Source organism: Listeria sp. ILCC796 (assembly GCF_900186175.1).
GTDB lineage: Bacteria > Bacillota > Bacilli > Lactobacillales > Listeriaceae > Listeria > Listeria goaensis.
The window spans coordinates 158,853-175,104 of the sequence record NZ_FYBV01000004.1; the positions used below are offsets into that span (position 1 = coordinate 158,853).

The 16,252-nt window shown below is 40.2% G+C and carries 20 protein-coding genes; 12 read left to right on the forward strand and 8 right to left on the reverse strand.

The window, feature by feature from the left end; genetic code table 11:
• Positions 1 to 20 precede the first annotated feature (20 nt).
• Genes CFS04_RS06440 through CFS04_RS06450 form a run of 3 tightly spaced genes read right to left on the reverse strand, consistent with a single transcriptional unit; the run spans position 21 to position 1,907 of the window.
• Positions 21 to 1,106 (reverse strand): DUF4097 family beta strand repeat-containing protein, encoded by a 1,086-nt coding sequence (locus tag CFS04_RS06440; protein WP_088809794.1) that lies wholly within the window; start codon positions 1,104 to 1,106, stop codon positions 21 to 23.
• The gene (locus CFS04_RS06445) at positions 1,103 to 1,585 is read right to left on the reverse strand and encodes a DUF1700 domain-containing protein (protein ID WP_088809795.1); all 483 of its coding nucleotides are present in this window, start codon (positions 1,583 to 1,585) and stop codon (positions 1,103 to 1,105) included. The genes CFS04_RS06440 and CFS04_RS06445 overlap by 4 nt, the downstream gene beginning before the upstream one ends.
• Complete coding sequence (locus tag CFS04_RS06450) at positions 1,578 to 1,907, reverse strand: PadR family transcriptional regulator (protein WP_088809796.1); 330 nt, start codon at positions 1,905 to 1,907, stop codon at positions 1,578 to 1,580. The genes CFS04_RS06445 and CFS04_RS06450 overlap by 8 nt, the downstream gene beginning before the upstream one ends.
• 215 nt (positions 1,908 to 2,122) lie before the next feature.
• On the opposite strand from CFS04_RS06450, the gene CFS04_RS06455 reads away from it, so the two are divergent.
• From CFS04_RS06455 to CFS04_RS06465, 3 genes are read left to right on the forward strand one after another with little or no spacing between them, the layout of a single operon-like run.
• Positions 2,123 to 2,944: a YusW family protein gene (locus CFS04_RS06455; RefSeq protein WP_088809797.1), complete on the forward strand. Its 822-nt coding sequence runs from the start codon at positions 2,123 to 2,125 to the stop codon at positions 2,942 to 2,944.
• A 59-nt stretch (positions 2,945 to 3,003) separates the two neighbouring features.
• Entirely contained in the window at positions 3,004 to 3,540 is a 537-nt protein-coding gene (locus CFS04_RS06460; RefSeq protein WP_088809798.1) for a hypothetical protein, read from the forward strand.
• A 9-nt stretch (positions 3,541 to 3,549) separates the two neighbouring features.
• On the forward strand, positions 3,550 to 4,182 hold the full coding sequence (locus CFS04_RS06465) for a DUF5105 domain-containing protein (protein ID WP_088809799.1): 633 nt from the start codon (positions 3,550 to 3,552) through the stop codon (positions 4,180 to 4,182).
• A gap of 40 nt (positions 4,183 to 4,222) precedes the next feature.
• Here the strand turns inward: CFS04_RS06465 and CFS04_RS06470 are convergent, their stop codons facing one another.
• Entirely contained in the window at positions 4,223 to 4,564 is a 342-nt protein-coding gene (locus CFS04_RS06470; RefSeq protein ID WP_088809846.1) for a DUF1634 domain-containing protein, read from the reverse strand.
• A gap of 30 nt (positions 4,565 to 4,594) precedes the next feature.
• Positions 4,595 to 5,431 (reverse strand): sulfite exporter TauE/SafE family protein, encoded by an 837-nt coding sequence (locus CFS04_RS06475; RefSeq protein ID WP_088809800.1) that lies wholly within the window; start codon positions 5,429 to 5,431, stop codon positions 4,595 to 4,597.
• A 135-nt stretch (positions 5,432 to 5,566) separates the two neighbouring features.
• Between CFS04_RS06475 and CFS04_RS06480 the strand changes: the two genes are divergently transcribed.
• The 7 genes from CFS04_RS06480 to treC all read left to right on the forward strand — a co-directional run bounded on the left by CFS04_RS06480 (position 5,567) and on the right by treC (position 13,427).
• Positions 5,567 to 6,943, forward strand: coding sequence for a bifunctional UDP-sugar hydrolase/5'-nucleotidase (locus tag CFS04_RS06480; protein ID WP_088809801.1), 1,377 nt, complete (start codon positions 5,567 to 5,569; stop codon positions 6,941 to 6,943).
• A complete protein-coding gene (locus CFS04_RS06485; RefSeq protein WP_369821464.1) occupies positions 6,904 to 7,215 on the forward strand; it encodes a YutD family protein in 312 nt (103 codons plus the stop codon). The genes CFS04_RS06480 and CFS04_RS06485 overlap by 40 nt, the downstream gene beginning before the upstream one ends.
• A 15-nt stretch (positions 7,216 to 7,230) precedes the next feature.
• On the forward strand, positions 7,231 to 7,995 hold the full coding sequence (locus CFS04_RS06490; protein ID WP_088809803.1) for a TIGR01457 family HAD-type hydrolase: 765 nt from the start codon (positions 7,231 to 7,233) through the stop codon (positions 7,993 to 7,995).
• Between the two features lie 47 nt (positions 7,996 to 8,042).
• On the forward strand, positions 8,043 to 9,332 hold the full coding sequence (locus tag CFS04_RS06495) for a hemolysin family protein (RefSeq protein ID WP_088809804.1): 1,290 nt from the start codon (positions 8,043 to 8,045) through the stop codon (positions 9,330 to 9,332).
• A 59-nt stretch (positions 9,333 to 9,391) separates the two neighbouring features.
• A complete protein-coding gene (treR, locus tag CFS04_RS06500) occupies positions 9,392 to 10,090 on the forward strand; it encodes a trehalose operon repressor (protein WP_088809805.1) in 699 nt (232 codons plus the stop codon).
• Between the two features lie 171 nt (positions 10,091 to 10,261).
• Positions 10,262 to 11,719 carry a PTS system trehalose-specific EIIBC component gene (gene treP, locus CFS04_RS06505; protein WP_088809806.1) on the forward strand — a complete coding sequence of 486 codons (1,458 nt, stop codon included), beginning with the start codon at positions 10,262 to 10,264 and terminating at the stop codon, positions 11,717 to 11,719.
• 46 nt (positions 11,720 to 11,765) lie between these two features.
• Positions 11,766 to 13,427, forward strand: coding sequence for an alpha,alpha-phosphotrehalase (gene treC, locus CFS04_RS06510; RefSeq protein ID WP_088809807.1), 1,662 nt, complete (start codon positions 11,766 to 11,768; stop codon positions 13,425 to 13,427).
• 46 nt (positions 13,428 to 13,473) lie between these two features.
• Here treC and CFS04_RS06515 read toward each other — a convergent pair whose 3' ends face one another.
• A complete protein-coding gene (locus CFS04_RS06515) occupies positions 13,474 to 13,974 on the reverse strand; it encodes a phosphatidylglycerophosphatase A (protein WP_088809808.1) in 501 nt (166 codons plus the stop codon).
• Between the two features lie 87 nt (positions 13,975 to 14,061).
• Positions 14,062 to 14,298, reverse strand: coding sequence for a NifU family protein (locus CFS04_RS06520; protein WP_088809809.1), 237 nt, complete (start codon positions 14,296 to 14,298; stop codon positions 14,062 to 14,064).
• 392 nt (positions 14,299 to 14,690) lie between these two features.
• Between CFS04_RS06520 and CFS04_RS06525 the strand changes: the two genes are divergently transcribed.
• Entirely contained in the window at positions 14,691 to 15,020 is a 330-nt protein-coding gene (locus tag CFS04_RS06525) for a YuzD family protein (RefSeq protein ID WP_088809810.1), read from the forward strand.
• 50 nt (positions 15,021 to 15,070) lie between these two features.
• Entirely contained in the window at positions 15,071 to 15,304 is a 234-nt protein-coding gene (locus CFS04_RS06530; RefSeq protein WP_088809811.1) for a YuzB family protein, read from the forward strand.
• A gap of 33 nt (positions 15,305 to 15,337) precedes the next feature.
• Here the strand turns inward: CFS04_RS06530 and CFS04_RS06535 are convergent, their stop codons facing one another.
• The gene (locus CFS04_RS06535; protein ID WP_088809812.1) at positions 15,338 to 15,967 is read right to left on the reverse strand and encodes an SDR family oxidoreductase; all 630 of its coding nucleotides are present in this window, start codon (positions 15,965 to 15,967) and stop codon (positions 15,338 to 15,340) included.
• Positions 15,968 to 16,252: the final 285 nt, after the last annotated feature.

The window sequence follows — 16,252 nt, forward strand, 5'->3', positions numbered from 1 at the left end:
GCACGTGTTGTTTTTAAATTTTATGCATCGCCCTCTAAAACTTTTACTTCACCGCGCAAAGTTTGAATTTTCACCGTAGCGTTTTTCGCATTGTCTTGCCATAAAAAATCAGATGTCACTTGGCCATGCGGCGCAACAATTTGGAATTTCTCTTGATGATAATCATTTGAAAGCGTCATTTTGATTAGCCCATTTTCACTCTTAATATTCATATTTCCGCTAACCGCATTTTCCTCCACAATAATATCACCGTTTTTACTCTCCACAATTTGTTCGCCGTAATTAGCTCTTAAAATACTTTTTCCGTTTAAAGAAGTTAAAAATAGTTTTCCTTCGAGCTGTTCAATGATGTTTGTTCCATTTTGAGAATCAATCGTAAGGAGGCCAGACTTGATGCGTGTAGTAATCACTTTACCGGAAGTATTGTCAATTTCACCTTTTTCCGCTTTTTGCCTGTGAACTTGTGACATGCCATCCGAATTGTGAAGCGAAAAGTCACCAGTGGAATCCTTAACAATTTGATTGCCGGAACTAGAAACTAATGCGATATTTCCTGTCCAGTTCGTCAAATCAGTTCCAGCCGAATTGGTTGTGATTTTTGCGTTTTTAAAGGCACTTTGCTCTCCTACAAAATCCCCATTGCTAAGCCGAATCGAAAGACCTTCGCCCGTTAATTCATTGATGTGGACATTACCGTTGTTTAATTTTGCCGAAAGGGTTTTAAAAGAATAATCTTTCGGAACTTTAACGCGCACTTTTTGCGTGCCATATGCGGGAAGGTGCCAGCGCTCTAGCCACGTCCGAAAAGTCCCAATCTTAATTTCCGTACTGTTTTTTGAAGAAGTTGGTTTTAAATCTTGAATTTCCCGATTCGAAAGCTTGCCGGAAATAGTAACGGTGGGCTTTTCGACATCGGCTTCTTCAATGTTGATTGCCACATTTTTCTCGCTAGAAAGGTCTAAATTAGCAAATTCTTCATTGGTAAATTGCCAGTTATTCGTATAATTTTTGCCGCTATCTTGAAAATTTTGCGTGAATAGGCAGAACAAAATCCCGATGCCGCCAACAATTAAAAAGATACTACTAACCCAAACATGTTTTTTCATAAAAACCGCCCTCTTCGTGTTGTGTAAATGAACCACAATTGTCTGATGCCAAGAATTGTTATATATAAAACGCCGATTGCGAATAATAAAATAAAGATTTGGAACAGAATGATTTGTCTAAAGAAGATGATATCTGCAAGTAAGAGAAAAATACTGACAAAACTACTTAAACAAATGATTCCAAGTAAGAGAAGCCCACCTATAAAGAGAAATTGAATGAAGAATCTTTTCCAAAAGCCTTTTAAAGCAAGTTGCTCATAAGCTTTTTGCTCGAGTGGGACAACGCTATTCGCTTCCAAATAAGCTTCAGCAATTTGACTAGGTTTCCCTAGTTCTTCTAAGATTTCAGCTTCCGTTTTTCCTTCTAAGCGTGCGTTATCTAAGTATTCTTCGTAATATTGAATAAGTTCTTCTTTTTCTTCTTTAGGTAAGCCAGAAAATGCTTTATCTAATTCTTTAAGGAATTGATGTTTAGTCATTGATATCCGCTTCCTTTCGTAGTTGGTTAAAACTTGTGACGAACTCATCCCATTCTTCGAGCATATCTTCTAAGTAAATTCGACCTGTGTTCGTAATATGATAATATTTTCGAGACGGTCCGTTAGGGGATTCTTGCAAATAGGTAGAACAATAGCCCTCTTTTACAAGTCGTCTTAGTGATGGATAAAGAGCTCCCTCGGTAATTGGAATATAACTATTTACTTGTTGCGTCAAATCGTACCCATAACGATCTGTCTTTTGTAATAAGTAAAGGACACAAATATCGAGAACTCCTTTTTTAAATTGTGCGGATGAGCGCATTTTCTTTCCTCCTACATTCGCTATTCACTTTTTTATATTAGTTAAGAACATCTCTAAGTATAGCATTTTCAACGGTTTTGTACAAATGAATATTCACTACTATAAAAAAAATAGTAGAAAAAGCTTGACGAATAAAAGGGTAGTGTATATACTAAGTTTAGCTAGTATAAATAAAACAATACTACATAATTTATAGGACAAAGGAGAAATGAGACATGAACAAATTTGTAAAAGTAACAGCAATCACAGGGCTAGCCTTAACGATAGGTGTGGCAACGCTAGCTCCAACAGTATCCGAAGCAGCGACAGTACCGGGGAAAATTGTTTATCAAGATGCGTATAAGAAAGTTGTTGAATTTAGTAAAGCTGATGTAGAAAAAATTACAGGTATCAAACTTACAACAGCGAATATCACAAAAGTTTACAACCAATTTAAAGTAGCTAAAACTTGGGAAAATGCTGGCTTCACGAAAGCTCAAGCGAAAGTAATTGCTTCAAGAGCATCTTCTATAAGCTACGCTAACCAATTAAAAGGTATTCTAACTTCGATTTCTAAAGGAGAAAAAGTAGGTCTTAAAGTCATTTATGTGGCTAACAACTGGACAACGCAAGTGAACTTTGGAACATATTCAACGGCTACAGTAGTTCCAACACCAGCCCCAACTCCTGAAAAAGAAGAGGAAGCTGCAACACCAACTCCTGATAAAGATACAACAAAAGCAACTGCTTTAAAAATTAAAGATTTAGAAGTTGAAATTGAGTATAAAAAGAAAGATGTTGAAATTGATTACGAAGTGAAAAGTAATGGTAAAGTGGAAGCGGAATACAAAAATGAATTCACTGGTCAAAAATTAAAAGGTAAAGATGCACAAGTTGCTATCGAAAAAATCTTTAACGGCTTCGATTTCCAAAACAAAAATAAAACACAAATCATTAATCATGTAACATCTAAATTAAATCTTAAAAAAGACTTTGAAAAATTCGAGTATGAAGTCAAACAAACTAACAATGCAAAATTTGAATTTAAAGTTAAATAATTCTGTGGAGTCCCGTTTATTCGGGCTCCATTTTGCATGATATAAAAGGAGAGTAGAACATGTTACAAAAAAAATATGTGAAAGCAGTTTGTATGGTTTGCTTCCTCGTAATGCTATCCATTTTATTTCAGCCCTCAGCTAAAGCAACTGCGCCATCAACTTTCAATAAAGTGCAAGAGGTTGCGATTCAGAAAAAAATTGCTGCGATTCGCGCGAAAGTAAAAGTAAAAGTGGATACGACACATGTGAAAAAAGTGGAAGAGAAAAAAGTGGCTACTGAGAAAGCTGCAGCAGCGAAGAAAGAGCAAGAAGCTCGTGAGGAGGCAGCAGCAAAACAAGCGGAACAGTCTAAACAAGCTGCAACTTCAAATGGTCAAGAAAGCCAGTCAGGAACAGAAAAGAGTGCTGAGTCTAAATCGTCTTCAAGTACGCAAAGCGAACAGCCAGATGCGACTACAGGTGCGAGCCAAAGTGGAAGAGAAATTGGGGAGAAAAATCGTGAATATGGAAATCAATTAAGCGATCCTAATCTTTCGGATGCAGAGCGTCAGCGCATTATTGAAGAAAAGAAAAAATATAATCAAAGCCATCGTTAGGAGAATAAAATGAAGAAATATTTCTTTTTAGTGATTTTGGGTGCCATTTTCCTCGTGCTTGCAGGATGCAAACAACCAGAAGATGCTAAAAAAGCTGGTGATGCACTCATACAAAGTTATATTTATGAGGAATCGACGCCTGAATTAAAAGCGATTTTTGGAATTGATGATGCAAGTATGATTAAAGAAAATCAAAATACATTTGTATCATCTATTCAAGAACAATTTCCAGATAAGTCGAAGTCAGAGCTGGAGGACTTTCAGCAAGAGGTACAAAAACATTTAGAAAAGGTGAGTTCCTATTCGATTAAAGTTGAAGATGAAAGCAGTGAAAAGGCGACTTTGATGATTGCTGTAAAAGGGCTAGACACGGATAGTGGGACTGTCAATAAAGAAATCGAAAAATTGATTAATCAAACAGAACAGAAAATTACGGCAGATAGTTCGGAAGAAGAGTTGAATGCGGTGATTAACGAAGTGAGTTATAAGTCGCTTGAAACGATGTACTTAGAAAGCCCTGCTGAAGAAAAGGCGGTAACAGTTAAACTTGAACTGGAGCAAAATCCTGATGATAAAGAAAAATGGCAGATTGTTAATGAAGACATCTTCTTCAAAAATATTTATGAAGCATTTGGATTATAAATAAAAATGAGATTTCCTAAAACGCGGAAATCTCATTTTTTTATCCTTTACCAATTAAAAAGCTGATTAACAAGATGAAAAGGACAATGCCGGTAATGCCAACATATAAATAATCTTTTTCTTTTAAAAAAGTAAAGAGGGAAACGATAACGCGAAATACGGGCGTGAAAATCAGGCAGAGCAGTCCAAACATCATAATCGCAAATGGTTTTAATGCGGCAAGTCCAGAAAAAATCGCTGTGAATGATGTTGGATAGGTTGACCCAGGATAGCCGCTTTCGCCAGTGACCATGTAAAGACCGAGGCCTAAAATTATAATTGCTGCGCTGACTAAAACGCCGATGCGAAGCAGTCCGCCGACGATAATTTCAACGTGATACATTTCTTCTTCTTTTTGTTTATCGCTCGCCAATTAAATCCACCCCAATCCTTCAAGAATCATTTGGATAGCAACGTATAAAAGCACTGGGATGAAAACGATGCGAATGACTTTGCTTTTTAGGCGTTGCATAACGCGCGTTCCAATTGTGGCGCCGATTAAAACGCCGATGGCAACTGGGGCCGCAATGGTTGGATCGATGTCGCCCTTGAATAAGTATACGGTCGCGCTTGCGGCAGCGGTCACGCCCATCATAAGGTTGCTCGTTGCACTGGACACTTTAAGCGGCATTTTCATGAAGACGTCGAGTGCCATGACTTTAAACGCACCACTGCCGATTCCAAGTAAGCCGCTTGCGACGCCGGCTCCGTACATGACGCCAAACCCTGCTTTTACGTTTGCAACATTGTACGGAATTTCTTTTCGAAGCGCCTTGTCGTAATAACTATCGTGGAGTTTCAATTTGGTAGCGATAGAATCTTTTTCTACGTTGACGGGAAATTCGGAACCTACTTTTTTAAACATATTATAGCTGGAATAAAGGAGGAGTAGACCGAAAATAATATAGAGCGCGGTTGCGGATAGCAGTCCGCCAACGAAGGCCCCGGTTATTGCGCCGATTGTGGTGGCGATTTCTAAAAACATGCCGACGCGGAGATTTGTGATGTGATCTTTTATGTAAGCAATCGCGGAGCCACTGCTGGTCGCGATGACGGAAATAATGCTTGCGCCGATTGCATACTGAATGTCGATGCCAAAAATGAGCGTTAGCGCAGGTGTAATAATAATTCCACCGCCAAGCCCGAGAATTGATCCGAGTATTCCGGCAAAAATGGCGATAATCAGTATCATCATCGTTTGCGTGTCCATAAGTTCACTTCTTTCTGTTAGTCATCATCTTTTTATCATACGCCAAAAAAAGTAAAATGAAAAGAGCGGGAGCGGAGTTGCGTGTCAAAAACAGGATTTTAAGCTACAATAGAGGGAGAAAAAGGGGATGATGCTATGAAAAAACTCCAAATTTGGCATACGAACGATATCCATAGTCACTTGGAAAATTGGCCGCGAATCAAAACCTTTTTGGCTGAAAAAAAGGAAGAAAATGCGAGCGACAGCCTTTTGTTTGACATTGGTGATTTTTTGGACCGCGTTCATCCGTTAACAGAAGGCAGTGCGGGAAAAGCGAATGTGGAATTGCTAAATGAATTAGCGTATGATGCGGTGACAATTGGAAATAATGAAGGTACAACATTGTCCCATGAACAGCTTTCAACGCTTTATGATAATGCTAATTTTCCGGTCGTATGTGCGAATGTATATAGCGACGTGGCAAGAACAAAGCGAGTGGACTGGGCGTTGCCTTTTATTTATAAGGAAGTTAACGGGATTAAAATGGCGGTTATTGGTGTGACGGCGGCGTTTAGCGAGTATTATGAATCGCTTGGCTGGGGCATTAGAGAACCAATCCAGTGTATCCGCGAACAAATTGCGGCGCTTGATGCAGATACTGACTTCATCATTTTGCTTTCGCATCTTGGGTTGCCGTCCGATGAACAAATCGCAGTGGAAATTCCCGAAATTGACGTGATTTTAGGAAGCCATACGCATCATCTTCTTGAAAACGGGAAAACAATTGGCTCGACGCTACTTGCCGCGTGCGGCAGATGGGGCGAATATGTTGGCGAAGTGACCGTGACCTTCAGTGATGAAAACGCGGTTTTAGGGAAAATAGCTACAGTATACAAAACGGAGACGCTCCCCGCGCCAAATGATGAGGAGGCGCAAATTGCCGCCTTTTTTGAAAAAGGAAAAAATATGCTTTCTAAAAAAGTGGTTGCACTCCCTGAAAAGTTAGAGCATAATTGGTTTGGAGAGTCAAAAATCGCAGAGGTATTCTACGAGGCAGCTTGCGCTTTTAGCGGGGCGGATACCTTTTTAACGAATGCCGGAATTTATATGTCGGACCTTGAAAAAGGTGACGTAACCGCGTTTGACATCCACCAACTCTTGCCGCATCCGCTGAATTTAATTGCGGTGACGCTTTCAGGGCAAGAGCTTGAAGTTTTAATTCAGGAAATCGTCCGTAAACAAGGCGAGCTTAGAGAATTCCCCTTAAAAGGATTTGGCTTTCGCGGCGAAATTTTCGGTGCCGTTTTAATGAAACGCATGGGCTTTGACCCCACTTCTAGCGCGCCACTCTGGGACGGAAAACCCATTGACCCTAGTCGGAACTACCGAATTGTGACCCATGATACGTTCGTTTACGCACCATTTTTCCCGATTATTAAACAAGTAAAGAAAAAAGAAGTATATACACCGGAATTACTCCGTGATATTTTAACATGGCAGCTAAAAAAACTGTACGGGGAGGAAAAAGAATGATTACAATAGAAAAACAAGAATATGAACTGCTAACGAATTACCGTGAATGTTTCGATGAAGAAAAACTAATGGAACGCTTTAGCGATATTTTACTTCGCTATGATTATATCGTTGGTGACTATGGTTACGACCAACTGCGTCTAAAAGGTTTTTTTGAAGATAATAATCGCAAATCTACTTACGACAATAAAATTAGCACGCTAAAAGAATATTTATACGAATACTGTAATTTTGGCTGTGCATACTTTGTTTTGAAAAAAGTTAAGAAATAGAAAGGCGTTTTTAGTTTGAAACCATACGATGCGTATTTAATTGATTTAGATGGAACGATGTATCGCGGCGGAGCGGTGATTCCAGATGCGATTCCGTTCGTTAAAACGTTGAATGAAAAAAATATTCCACATTTATTTGTGACGAATAATTCAACGAAAACGCCTGAACAGGTGAGCGAACGCTTGAATGAAATGGGAATTCCAGCCACACCAGAGGATGTTTTTACTTCGGCGCAGGCGACAGCCGCATTTATGACGCAACAAACCGATGAGCGAAGCGTTTTCTTCATAGGAGAAAAAGGGCTTGAAACGGCATTGTTTGATGCGGGATTTGAGGTGCAGACGGAGAACCCGGCGTTTGTCGTTGTGGGCATGGACACGAGCTTGACGTACGAAAAAGTGGCGACGGCAGTGCTTGCGATTCGCGGCGGGGCGAGCTTTATTTCGACGAATGCCGATGCGGCAATTCCGACTGAACGTGGACTTTTCCCTGGAAACGGCTCGATTACGGCGATGGTATCGGTTGCGAGTGAAACGGCGCCCACAATCATCGGAAAGCCCGAGCGAATTATTATGAATCAAGCGCTCGCGCGGCTTGGCGTAACGAAGGACGCCGCGATTATGGTTGGCGATAATTATGAAACGGACATTTTAGCGGGGATTCATGCGGAGATGGACACGCTTATTGTCCACACAGGTTTTACTTCCAAAGAAGCGCTGGCACAAAAGGAAATTCAGCCTACTTATGCGCTTTCTAGTTTAGCAGAGTGGCAATTTTAAGAGCGTTTTTGTGACGCTTTTTTACTTGGGAAAAAGGAGGGGTGAGCGTGGATATTTTGAATGACCTTTTTGTTGTATTTCTAATTGTAGCAACGGCATTTTTCGTAGCATCTGAGTTTGCCATTGTCGCGATTCGCAGGCCAACCGTTATAAGTCTTGTCGAAAGTGGCAATAAGCGCGCAAAATACGTTGCACGCGTGACGCAAAATATGAACGATTATTTGGCGGCTTGCCAGCTTGGCAATACACTAGCAGCACTTGCAATGGGCTGGATTGGCGAAGAGACTATGCAAAAATTCCTTGCGCCAGTATTTGAATGGTTGCCGCTGCCGAGTTCGCTCGAAGGCCCCATCTCCATTTTTGTCTCGTTCATTCTCATCACATTTTTCAATGTCGTTCTAGGTGAACTAGCACCGAAAACGCTGACCATTCAAAGCACAGAAAAAGTGGCGCTCCTTATCGCGCGTCCGCTCGTATATTGGTATAAGTTAACTTTCCCGCTAAACTGGCTACTAAATCGCTCCGCCAACCTCATTACAAAACCTTTTGGGGCTAAAAATCAAGCGAATAGTGAGCAAATGACGCCAACTGAGTTAAAGATTATTTTCGAAGATAGCTACCGCCAAGGACTTTTAAATCAGCAAGAATTCAAATATATGAAAAATATTTTCAAACTTGCGGACGTCCCCGCAAATGAAATTATGATCCCCCGCCTGAAAGTCGCTACGATTGACGAAACGGCTACAGTTCTTGACTTACTAAAATTGACCGCCCAACATACGTATCACATTTTTCCAGTCACCGAAGAAAACAACAAAGATAAAATTGTCGGTATCCTTCAAGTGAGCGGTGTCATGGCAGGGCTTGGAGAAGACCAGAATATCCTAGGAAAATCAATTCGCCCCTTTATAACAGAAGCGCTTGAAATGTTTGAAGGTATTATGCTCGAAGAATTGCTTGTGAAAATGCAGGAGCGTGCGGCGGATTTCGCTGTTTTGACAGATGAGTACGGCGGGACTTCGGGCATTGTGACACTTGAAGACGTGATGGAAATTATTGTCGGCGATATGGAGGAAGCGAAAAATCCGAAAGGGATTCGCCGACTTGCAAAAAACCATTTTGTTGTGGAAGGCTCGGAACCGCTTGTTAGCGTAGAGGAAGTTTTAGGAATCGAACTTGTCGGGCAAGGCGTGCACACGTTATCCGGCTGGCTGTTTTTACAAAATTTCAATTTGGATAGCGGCGATGTCGTAGAAGAATCTGGCTGGCAATTTACCATTTTAGCGATGAACAAAAACTCCGTTCGGCAGGTGGAAATACGGAAATCTGCCAACTAAATTTGATTTCAACAATTCGCGATGTATGATAAAATACAGTTTAGGTGGTGCTTTGCAACATGAACAAATATTATCAAATCTATGAGGACTTAAAAACTAAAATTATAAATAATGAATATCAGCAACAGCTGCCTTCTGAAAGCCAATTGACTGAAAAGTATGGTGTAAGTCGAAATACGATTCGCCGAGCAATCGATTCGTTAATTAGTGATGGTTTAGTCGTGAGCAAGAAAGGCAAGGGTGTTTTTGTGCTGGAAAATCGTTCTTTTGAGTTTGCCATTAACGGTCTTGAAAGCTTTCAAGAAGTTATGGTGCGCACGAAGGAAAACTTCCAAACTGATGTAGCCTTGTTTGAACATATGATTGCTGATGAGCAGTTGGCAAACAAGAGCGGCTTTGCACCTAATACTGTATTAACGCATATTAAGCGAGTACGTTCGCTCCAAAATGAACGGATTATTCTTGATGTGAATTATTTTGCGCGGGAGCTCATACCGGGATTAACCCCAGAAATTGCTCAAAAATCGATTTATACATTTATAGAAAAAGAGTTGGCGATTGAAATTGGTATTGCCAAAAAAAATATTGTGATTGAACGGGCAACAGCTGATGATTATGAACATCTTGATATGCTTGATTTTGATCTAGTTGCGGTTGTCCATAACTTTGTTTACTTACAAAACGGCGTATTATTTGAATATACTCAGTCAAGACATCGCCCGGACCGCTTTGTTTTTACCGACATTGCCCGGCGTTAAAAGCATACATTCAGTAATCATTCCCTATTATAAACGGGCTTTTACTGAATATATGCTTATTTTATTTATGCCTAAAATTATTTTTCATACAAACTTGTTTAAACATGTTGACAATCATGTTCGAACAAGTTATAGTATTATGTAAAGGCTTTCAATTTAGGAGGGTAAAGTATGGGGAAATATACGGAACAAGCTGAGCTGTTGCTTGATTATGTTGGCGGAAAAGAGAATATTGTGTCATTAACGCATTGTGTGACACGACTTCGATTTGTTTTAAAAGATGAAAGCAAGGCTGATGTAGCAAAAATTGAGACGCTTGACGACGTGAAGGGAACTTTTACGAGTGCAGGACAGTTTCAAGTCATTATCGGAAATGCAGTTGCTGACTTTTATAAAGATTTTGCGGAAGTTAGCGGTGTTGAAAAAGTAAGTAAGGAAGAAGTAAAACAAGACGCTTTACAACATCAAAATATCGTGCAACGCCTAATTGCTAACTTGGCAGAAATTTTTGTACCAATTATTCCAATCTTATTAGCAGGCGGTTTAATTTTAGGATTGCGCAATATCATTGGTGAAATCAAATTTGATGGCGGTTTAACGTTAGCACAAATGTATCCATGGGTGGATTCGCTGAATGCATTCTTGTGGGTTCCTGGGGAAGCAATTTTCCATTTCCTCCCGGTCGCGATTTGTTGGTCTACTGTGAAAAAATTCGGTGGAACACCAGTACTTGGAATTACGCTCGGAATTATGTTAGTATCCCCGCAATTGCTGAACGCTTACGACTATGCAGCAGCTAATGCAGCAGGTGAAGTACCCGTTTGGGATTTCGGCTGGTTTGAGATTCAAAAAGTGGGCTACCAAGCACAAGTGCTACCAGCTTTAATTGGCGGTCTTGTCCTTGCCAAAATGGAAACGTTTTTAAACAAATATATCCACGATGCTTTAAAAATGGTCATTATTCCAATTACAGTTTTATTAGTTACGTTAGTATTATCCTATACGATTATTGGACCAATCTCACGAGAAGTAGGGAACGGCATAGCCTTCTTCTTTGAATGGTTGTTGACAGGGTCGTTCAGCTTCATTGGAGCGATTATCTTTGGTCTAGCATATGCGCCGCTTGTGATTACGGGATTACATCATACCTTTATTGCAGTTGATTTACAGTTGATTGCTAATCTTGGTGGAACAATGATTTGGCCGATGATTGCTTTAAGCAATATTGCGCAAGGTGCTGCCGCTTTTGCATGCTACTTCTTATACAAAGATTCGAAAACGAGATCAGTCACAACATCTTCAACTATCTCAGCTTGGCTTGGCGTAACTGAACCAGCCATGTACGGAGTCAACTTGAAATTCCGTTATCCGTTTTATGCTGCGATTATTGGATCTGCTTGTGCCGCCGTTGTATCCACTGTCAGCGGTGTAATGGCTAATGCTATCGGTGTCGGCGGATTGCCAGGAATTCTATCCATTCAACCGCAAGATTGGTTACCGTTCGCCATTGCAATGATTGTAGCGATTGCGGTGCCGATGACGCTAACTTTTGTATTCCATAAAATGGCAGTGAAAAAAGCTGGCGGACAAGAAATAATAACGCCAGAGGATACAGATTTCGGTATGTAGAACAGATAAAATACCAAAAGGCATTTGATTGAAGAGAGGCTAAGAAATGAGTACAAATTTTAAACAATCTGTTGTTTATCAAATATATCCGAAAAGTTTTCAGGATAGTAATGGTGATGGCATAGGGGATATTCAAGGAATTATTGCACGTTTAGATTATTTAGAGGAACTAGGCGTTGATTATGTTTGGTTGACGCCGATATATGTATCGCCGCAGCGCGATAATGGCTATGATATTGCTGATTATTATAATATTGACCCCCAATATGGCACGATGGCTGACTTTGATGAATTACTTGCTAAAGCGCATCAAAAAGGAATAAAAATCATTATGGACTTAGTTGTTAATCATACTTCAACGGAACATGAGTGGTTTATACAGGCAAAAACGGGACGCGAGAATCCCTATTATGATTATTATATATGGCGCGAGCAAGCGAATAATTGGCAGTCAAAATTTGGTGGTAGCGCATGGGAATACAACGAGGGAACTGAAAATTATTACTTACATTTATTTGATGTGACGCAGGCTGACTTGAATTGGGAAAATCCGAAGTTGCGCGCAGAAATTTATCAGATGATGCGTTGGTGGCTTAAAAAGGGAATTGACGGATTTCGTCTAGATGTGGTCAATTTACTATCGAAAGATCAGCGCTTCTTAGATGATAGCCTATTATCGGCGACTGATGATGGCCGCAAGTTTTATACAGATGGTCCGAGAATTCATGAATTTTTACACGAAATGTATCAAGAAGTCTTAACCGACTTTCCAGATGCACTAACAACTGGAGAAATGTCCTCAACAAGTTTGTCAAGTTGTGTCGCTTATACGAATCCAGAGAATGAAGAACTAGATATGGTGTTTAATTTTCATCATTTAAAAGTTGATTATAAAGATAAAGCAAAGTGGACTAAAGCACCATTTAATTTTATTGAATTGAAACAATTATTTGCAGACTGGCAGACTGGCATGTATCAAGGCGGAGGCTGGAACGCATTGTTTTGGAATAATCATGATCAGCCACGCGCAGTAACGAGGTTTGGTAACGATGAAGAATATCGCTATGAAAGTGCGACAATGCTAGCCACAGTGTTGCATGGTATGCAAGGGACGCCCTATATTTACCAAGGGGAAGAATTTGCTACTGGTAATCCTGCTTTCCGTTCAATCGATGAGTATCGTGATGTGGAATCACTGAATGCCTATGAGAGGCTCAAAATGGCTGGAAATAGCGAACTAGAAACATTGGCCATTTTAGCGGATAAGTCGCGCGATAATGGTCGCACACCAATGACGTGGGATACGAGTGAGGCAAATGGTTTTACTGCAGGTACACCTTGGATTGGCGCCGGCAAAAACGCAACAACAGTAAATGCTGCGGCGGATCAGGCAGCGGCAAAGTCAGTGTTTAAATATTATCAGCAACTCATTAAGCTTCGTAAAACACAACAGATTCTTGCAGAAGGAGATTATCAACCGCTATTCCTTCACGATAACCAAATTTTTGCCTATACGCGGAATACAGCAAAGGGCCATTTATTAGTCGTTGCTAACTTTTATGAGCAGTCAGCGACCATCGACTTGCGCGAATTAACATGGTTAGACAAAGGCGGACAAGTATTGCTTGCTAACTACGAACAGGAAGGCCGAGCACTAAAAGGCACGCTTCAACTAAGACCATATGAAGCGCTAATAATATCAGATTAAAATAGTAAAAGCCTAGCAATCTCGAGCTGCTAGGCTTTGTTTCATTTCACTGCACAATATCATCGTGATAACTATGGGCAAGTCTACTCGCGGCCGCAGCTGCAATAGCTCCCACAATGTCGTCTAAAAAGGTGTGAACGTCTTGACCATTATGTTCATTCAGCCTTCCTAAAATGCCAGGTTTTACTTTATCAATATAGCCATAATTGGTAAAACCGATGGAGCCATAGACGTTAACAATGGACAACGCCAAAATTTCATCAACACCATACAAACCTTCATCGTTACTAATAATATTTTGTAGCGGCTGCATTAATTCGCCTTTTTCGGCTAAAATATCCAATTGAATGCCTGTTAAAATGGCATTTTGCACTTCGCGTTTACTTAAAACTTGTTCGACATTTTCAATACAAACCGATCGTTCTAACTTCGGATGATATTTTTTTTGTAGAAATAAAACTAAATCGGCGATGTCATCAATTGTTACGCCGCGTTCAGTCAGCATTGTACGCGCTTTTTGTTCTAAAACACTTTGTTTTTCTACCATGTAAAATTCCTCCTCGTACTAAAACGCGACAATCCGCATTGTCATCAGTCAGATTATGGCGCGGTTACGTTTCATTTAACATTTTCCTTAAAAAACTTGAACGACTTCTTTAAAGCCAAAAATTTTCTCTGAAAGTGTGAGTTCAATGCCCATTTTTAGAGTCATATCCGAACTGGGACAGGTTACGCAAGCGCCAAGAAGTTTAATTTTAACTATGCCATCTGGCGTCACATCAATAAGTTCATAATCGCCACCATCTCGGAGTAAATACGGACGGAACTTTTGTAAAGCTTTGTCAACTGCATCAAAACTAATTTCTTCCATACGCAAACAAAACTCCTTTTCAAGTGATATTCATTATTATAACAGGAGTGAAGGAGAGATGGAAGCACTTGACATAAAACATGCCCGCTCCTAAGGCTCAGAAAGGAACGGGCAAAACGCGGTAGGTAAAGCCGCGTAAGACTGGTTATTTAACCAGCCAAAAAGGGAGTGTTGTTATATAAACCGTGATTTTTTCACGGAAACAACCAGTATTCATTTGCCGCTTTATCACCAACAAGCGTTAAAGTGACAGAATTGTTTTAATTATTATAATATACTGCTTAAACACTGTCAATGAATATCTAATCAGTGAAATTCACATTTATTCATTTGAAACAGAAAAGTCGATTTTGCTAGTTTTTTTTAGTACAATGTGTGTGAGGTGAGTTGCGATGGAAAATCAAGCGAAACTTTATGTGTATGGTTCTTCTGTTATTTGCGCGAGCTGTGTAGGTGCACCTTCTTCAAAAGAAACGGAAGAATGGCTACGTGCAGCTGTTTCGAGAAAGTTTCAAGATCAACCGTTTGAAGTTGAATATGTCGATATTTTTGACCCAGAGCAAGTTGACTCTAATGTAAGGGACTTAGCGAGGAAATTTGTCGATGAAGATTATATGTACCCCGTCATTGTGGTGGACGATGAAATTATTGCAGAAGGAAACCCAAGACTTAAGGATATTTATAAAGTGATGACTGATCGAGGCTATGTTCCGACGATGTAGAAAGACGAAGTGTGAAAGGCTTCCGTTGTAAAGAAAGGAAGTAAAAAAACGTGAATCCGATTGTGGAATTTTGCGTCAATAATTTAGCGAGCGGGGCACAGGAAGTCTATGAGCGTTTGAATGAAGATCCAAATTTGGACGTCGTGGAATATGACTGTCTCACCTACTGCGATTTATGTGCGACAAGTCTTTTTGCGCTTGTGGACGGCGAAGTGGTGCGCGGAAATGATGCCGCTGAACTATTACGTAACATTTATGCATTTCTTGAAGAAAATCCAATTTAAATAAATCAAAAGCCGAGGAAATCCTCGGCTTTTTTAGTGAATATAATTGGAGATAGGAGTTTGACCATTTTGGAAAGTATAAATTTTCCTGTATGTGGTCGCCTCAGACAAAATAGCGCACGCAAATTGTGCGACATCAGCGCGGGTGATAGTAGCTTGGCCAAATTCGCTAGCATCGTCCACAAGCCCCGTAGGCGAGTCGTTTGTTAAAGTGACGGGACGTAAAATGGTGAAGTCTAACTGACTTGCTAACAGCGCATTGTCGGCATGACCTTTTGCGGTTAAGTAATTCGCGAGCGATGCGGGACCTTTTTCAGGTTCGCCAGCTAAAATGGAGCTGATTAGAATGAAACGCTTAATATTTTTTTCTTCGGCAAATTGAATGGCTTTGATGGCGCCATCTTGGTCAACGCTAATGGTTTTTTCGGGACCTGTATGCCCGCCAGAACCGGCGGCAAAAATGACGGCGTCGATTTCATCGTAAGCGTAGCTAAAATCTTTTTCTAAATCAGCAATAATGGGCTTGCCACCTAGTTTTTCTAATTCGTCCATTTGGCTTGCTTTACGAATCATGGCGCGCACAAAGAAACCTTTTTCCAGTGCCAACTCGCGCACAATTTGCTTTCCAATTTGACCGTTTGCTCCAATAACTAAAACATTCATAAATTGGCCTCCTTTTAGTTTTGGTAGTTGTCTTTTTCCCCTGACGGAGCAAAATAAAACTGAGGCTGAAAATTCTGAACAGTCTACACAAAATGTGAAAATTATGCTTACATTTGTTATTTAGGACTAAAAACAGGGTTTCTAGGGTATTTTACGTTTTGAAGCCTCGTTTTATGATACCATTTAATCATAGAGAAAAAAGAATATATGAGGTGATAAATTTGTTAAGGAGGATACGCGCAAAACTCAGAGAGAAAAAAGAAGAAAGTGCCACGATGGAACGTG

Excerpts from the sequence above, each read along its gene's own strand:
- CFS04_RS06440 (WP_088809794.1), bottom strand. The coding sequence starts at position 1,106 with ATGAAAAAACATGTTTGGGTTAGTAGTATCTTTTTAATTGTTGGCGGC.
- CFS04_RS06445 (WP_088809795.1), bottom strand. The coding sequence starts at position 1,585 with ATGACTAAACATCAATTCCTTAAAGAATTAGATAAAGCATTTTCTGGC.
- CFS04_RS06450 (WP_088809796.1), bottom strand. The coding sequence starts at position 1,907 with ATGCGCTCATCCGCACAATTTAAAAAAGGAGTTCTCGATATTTGTGTC.
- CFS04_RS06455 (WP_088809797.1), top strand. The coding sequence starts at position 2,123 with ATGAACAAATTTGTAAAAGTAACAGCAATCACAGGGCTAGCCTTAACG.
- CFS04_RS06460 (WP_088809798.1), top strand. The coding sequence starts at position 3,004 with ATGTTACAAAAAAAATATGTGAAAGCAGTTTGTATGGTTTGCTTCCTC.
- CFS04_RS06465 (WP_088809799.1), top strand. The coding sequence starts at position 3,550 with ATGAAGAAATATTTCTTTTTAGTGATTTTGGGTGCCATTTTCCTCGTG.
- CFS04_RS06470 (WP_088809846.1), bottom strand. The coding sequence starts at position 4,564 with ATGTATCACGTTGAAATTATCGTCGGCGGACTGCTTCGCATCGGCGTT.
- CFS04_RS06475 (WP_088809800.1), bottom strand. The coding sequence starts at position 5,431 with ATGGACACGCAAACGATGATGATACTGATTATCGCCATTTTTGCCGGA.
- CFS04_RS06480 (WP_088809801.1), top strand. The coding sequence starts at position 5,567 with ATGAAAAAACTCCAAATTTGGCATACGAACGATATCCATAGTCACTTG.
- CFS04_RS06485 (WP_369821464.1), top strand. The coding sequence starts at position 6,904 with ATGGCAGCTAAAAAAACTGTACGGGGAGGAAAAAGAATGATTACAATA.
- treR (WP_088809805.1), top strand. The coding sequence starts at position 9,392 with ATGAACAAATATTATCAAATCTATGAGGACTTAAAAACTAAAATTATA.
- treP (WP_088809806.1), top strand. The coding sequence starts at position 10,262 with ATGGGGAAATATACGGAACAAGCTGAGCTGTTGCTTGATTATGTTGGC.
- treC (WP_088809807.1), top strand. The coding sequence starts at position 11,766 with ATGAGTACAAATTTTAAACAATCTGTTGTTTATCAAATATATCCGAAA.
- CFS04_RS06515 (WP_088809808.1), bottom strand. The coding sequence starts at position 13,974 with ATGGTAGAAAAACAAAGTGTTTTAGAACAAAAAGCGCGTACAATGCTG.
- CFS04_RS06520 (WP_088809809.1), bottom strand. The coding sequence starts at position 14,298 with ATGGAAGAAATTAGTTTTGATGCAGTTGACAAAGCTTTACAAAAGTTC.
- CFS04_RS06525 (WP_088809810.1), top strand. The coding sequence starts at position 14,691 with ATGGAAAATCAAGCGAAACTTTATGTGTATGGTTCTTCTGTTATTTGC.
- CFS04_RS06535 (WP_088809812.1), bottom strand. The coding sequence starts at position 15,967 with ATGAATGTTTTAGTTATTGGAGCAAACGGTCAAATTGGAAAGCAAATT.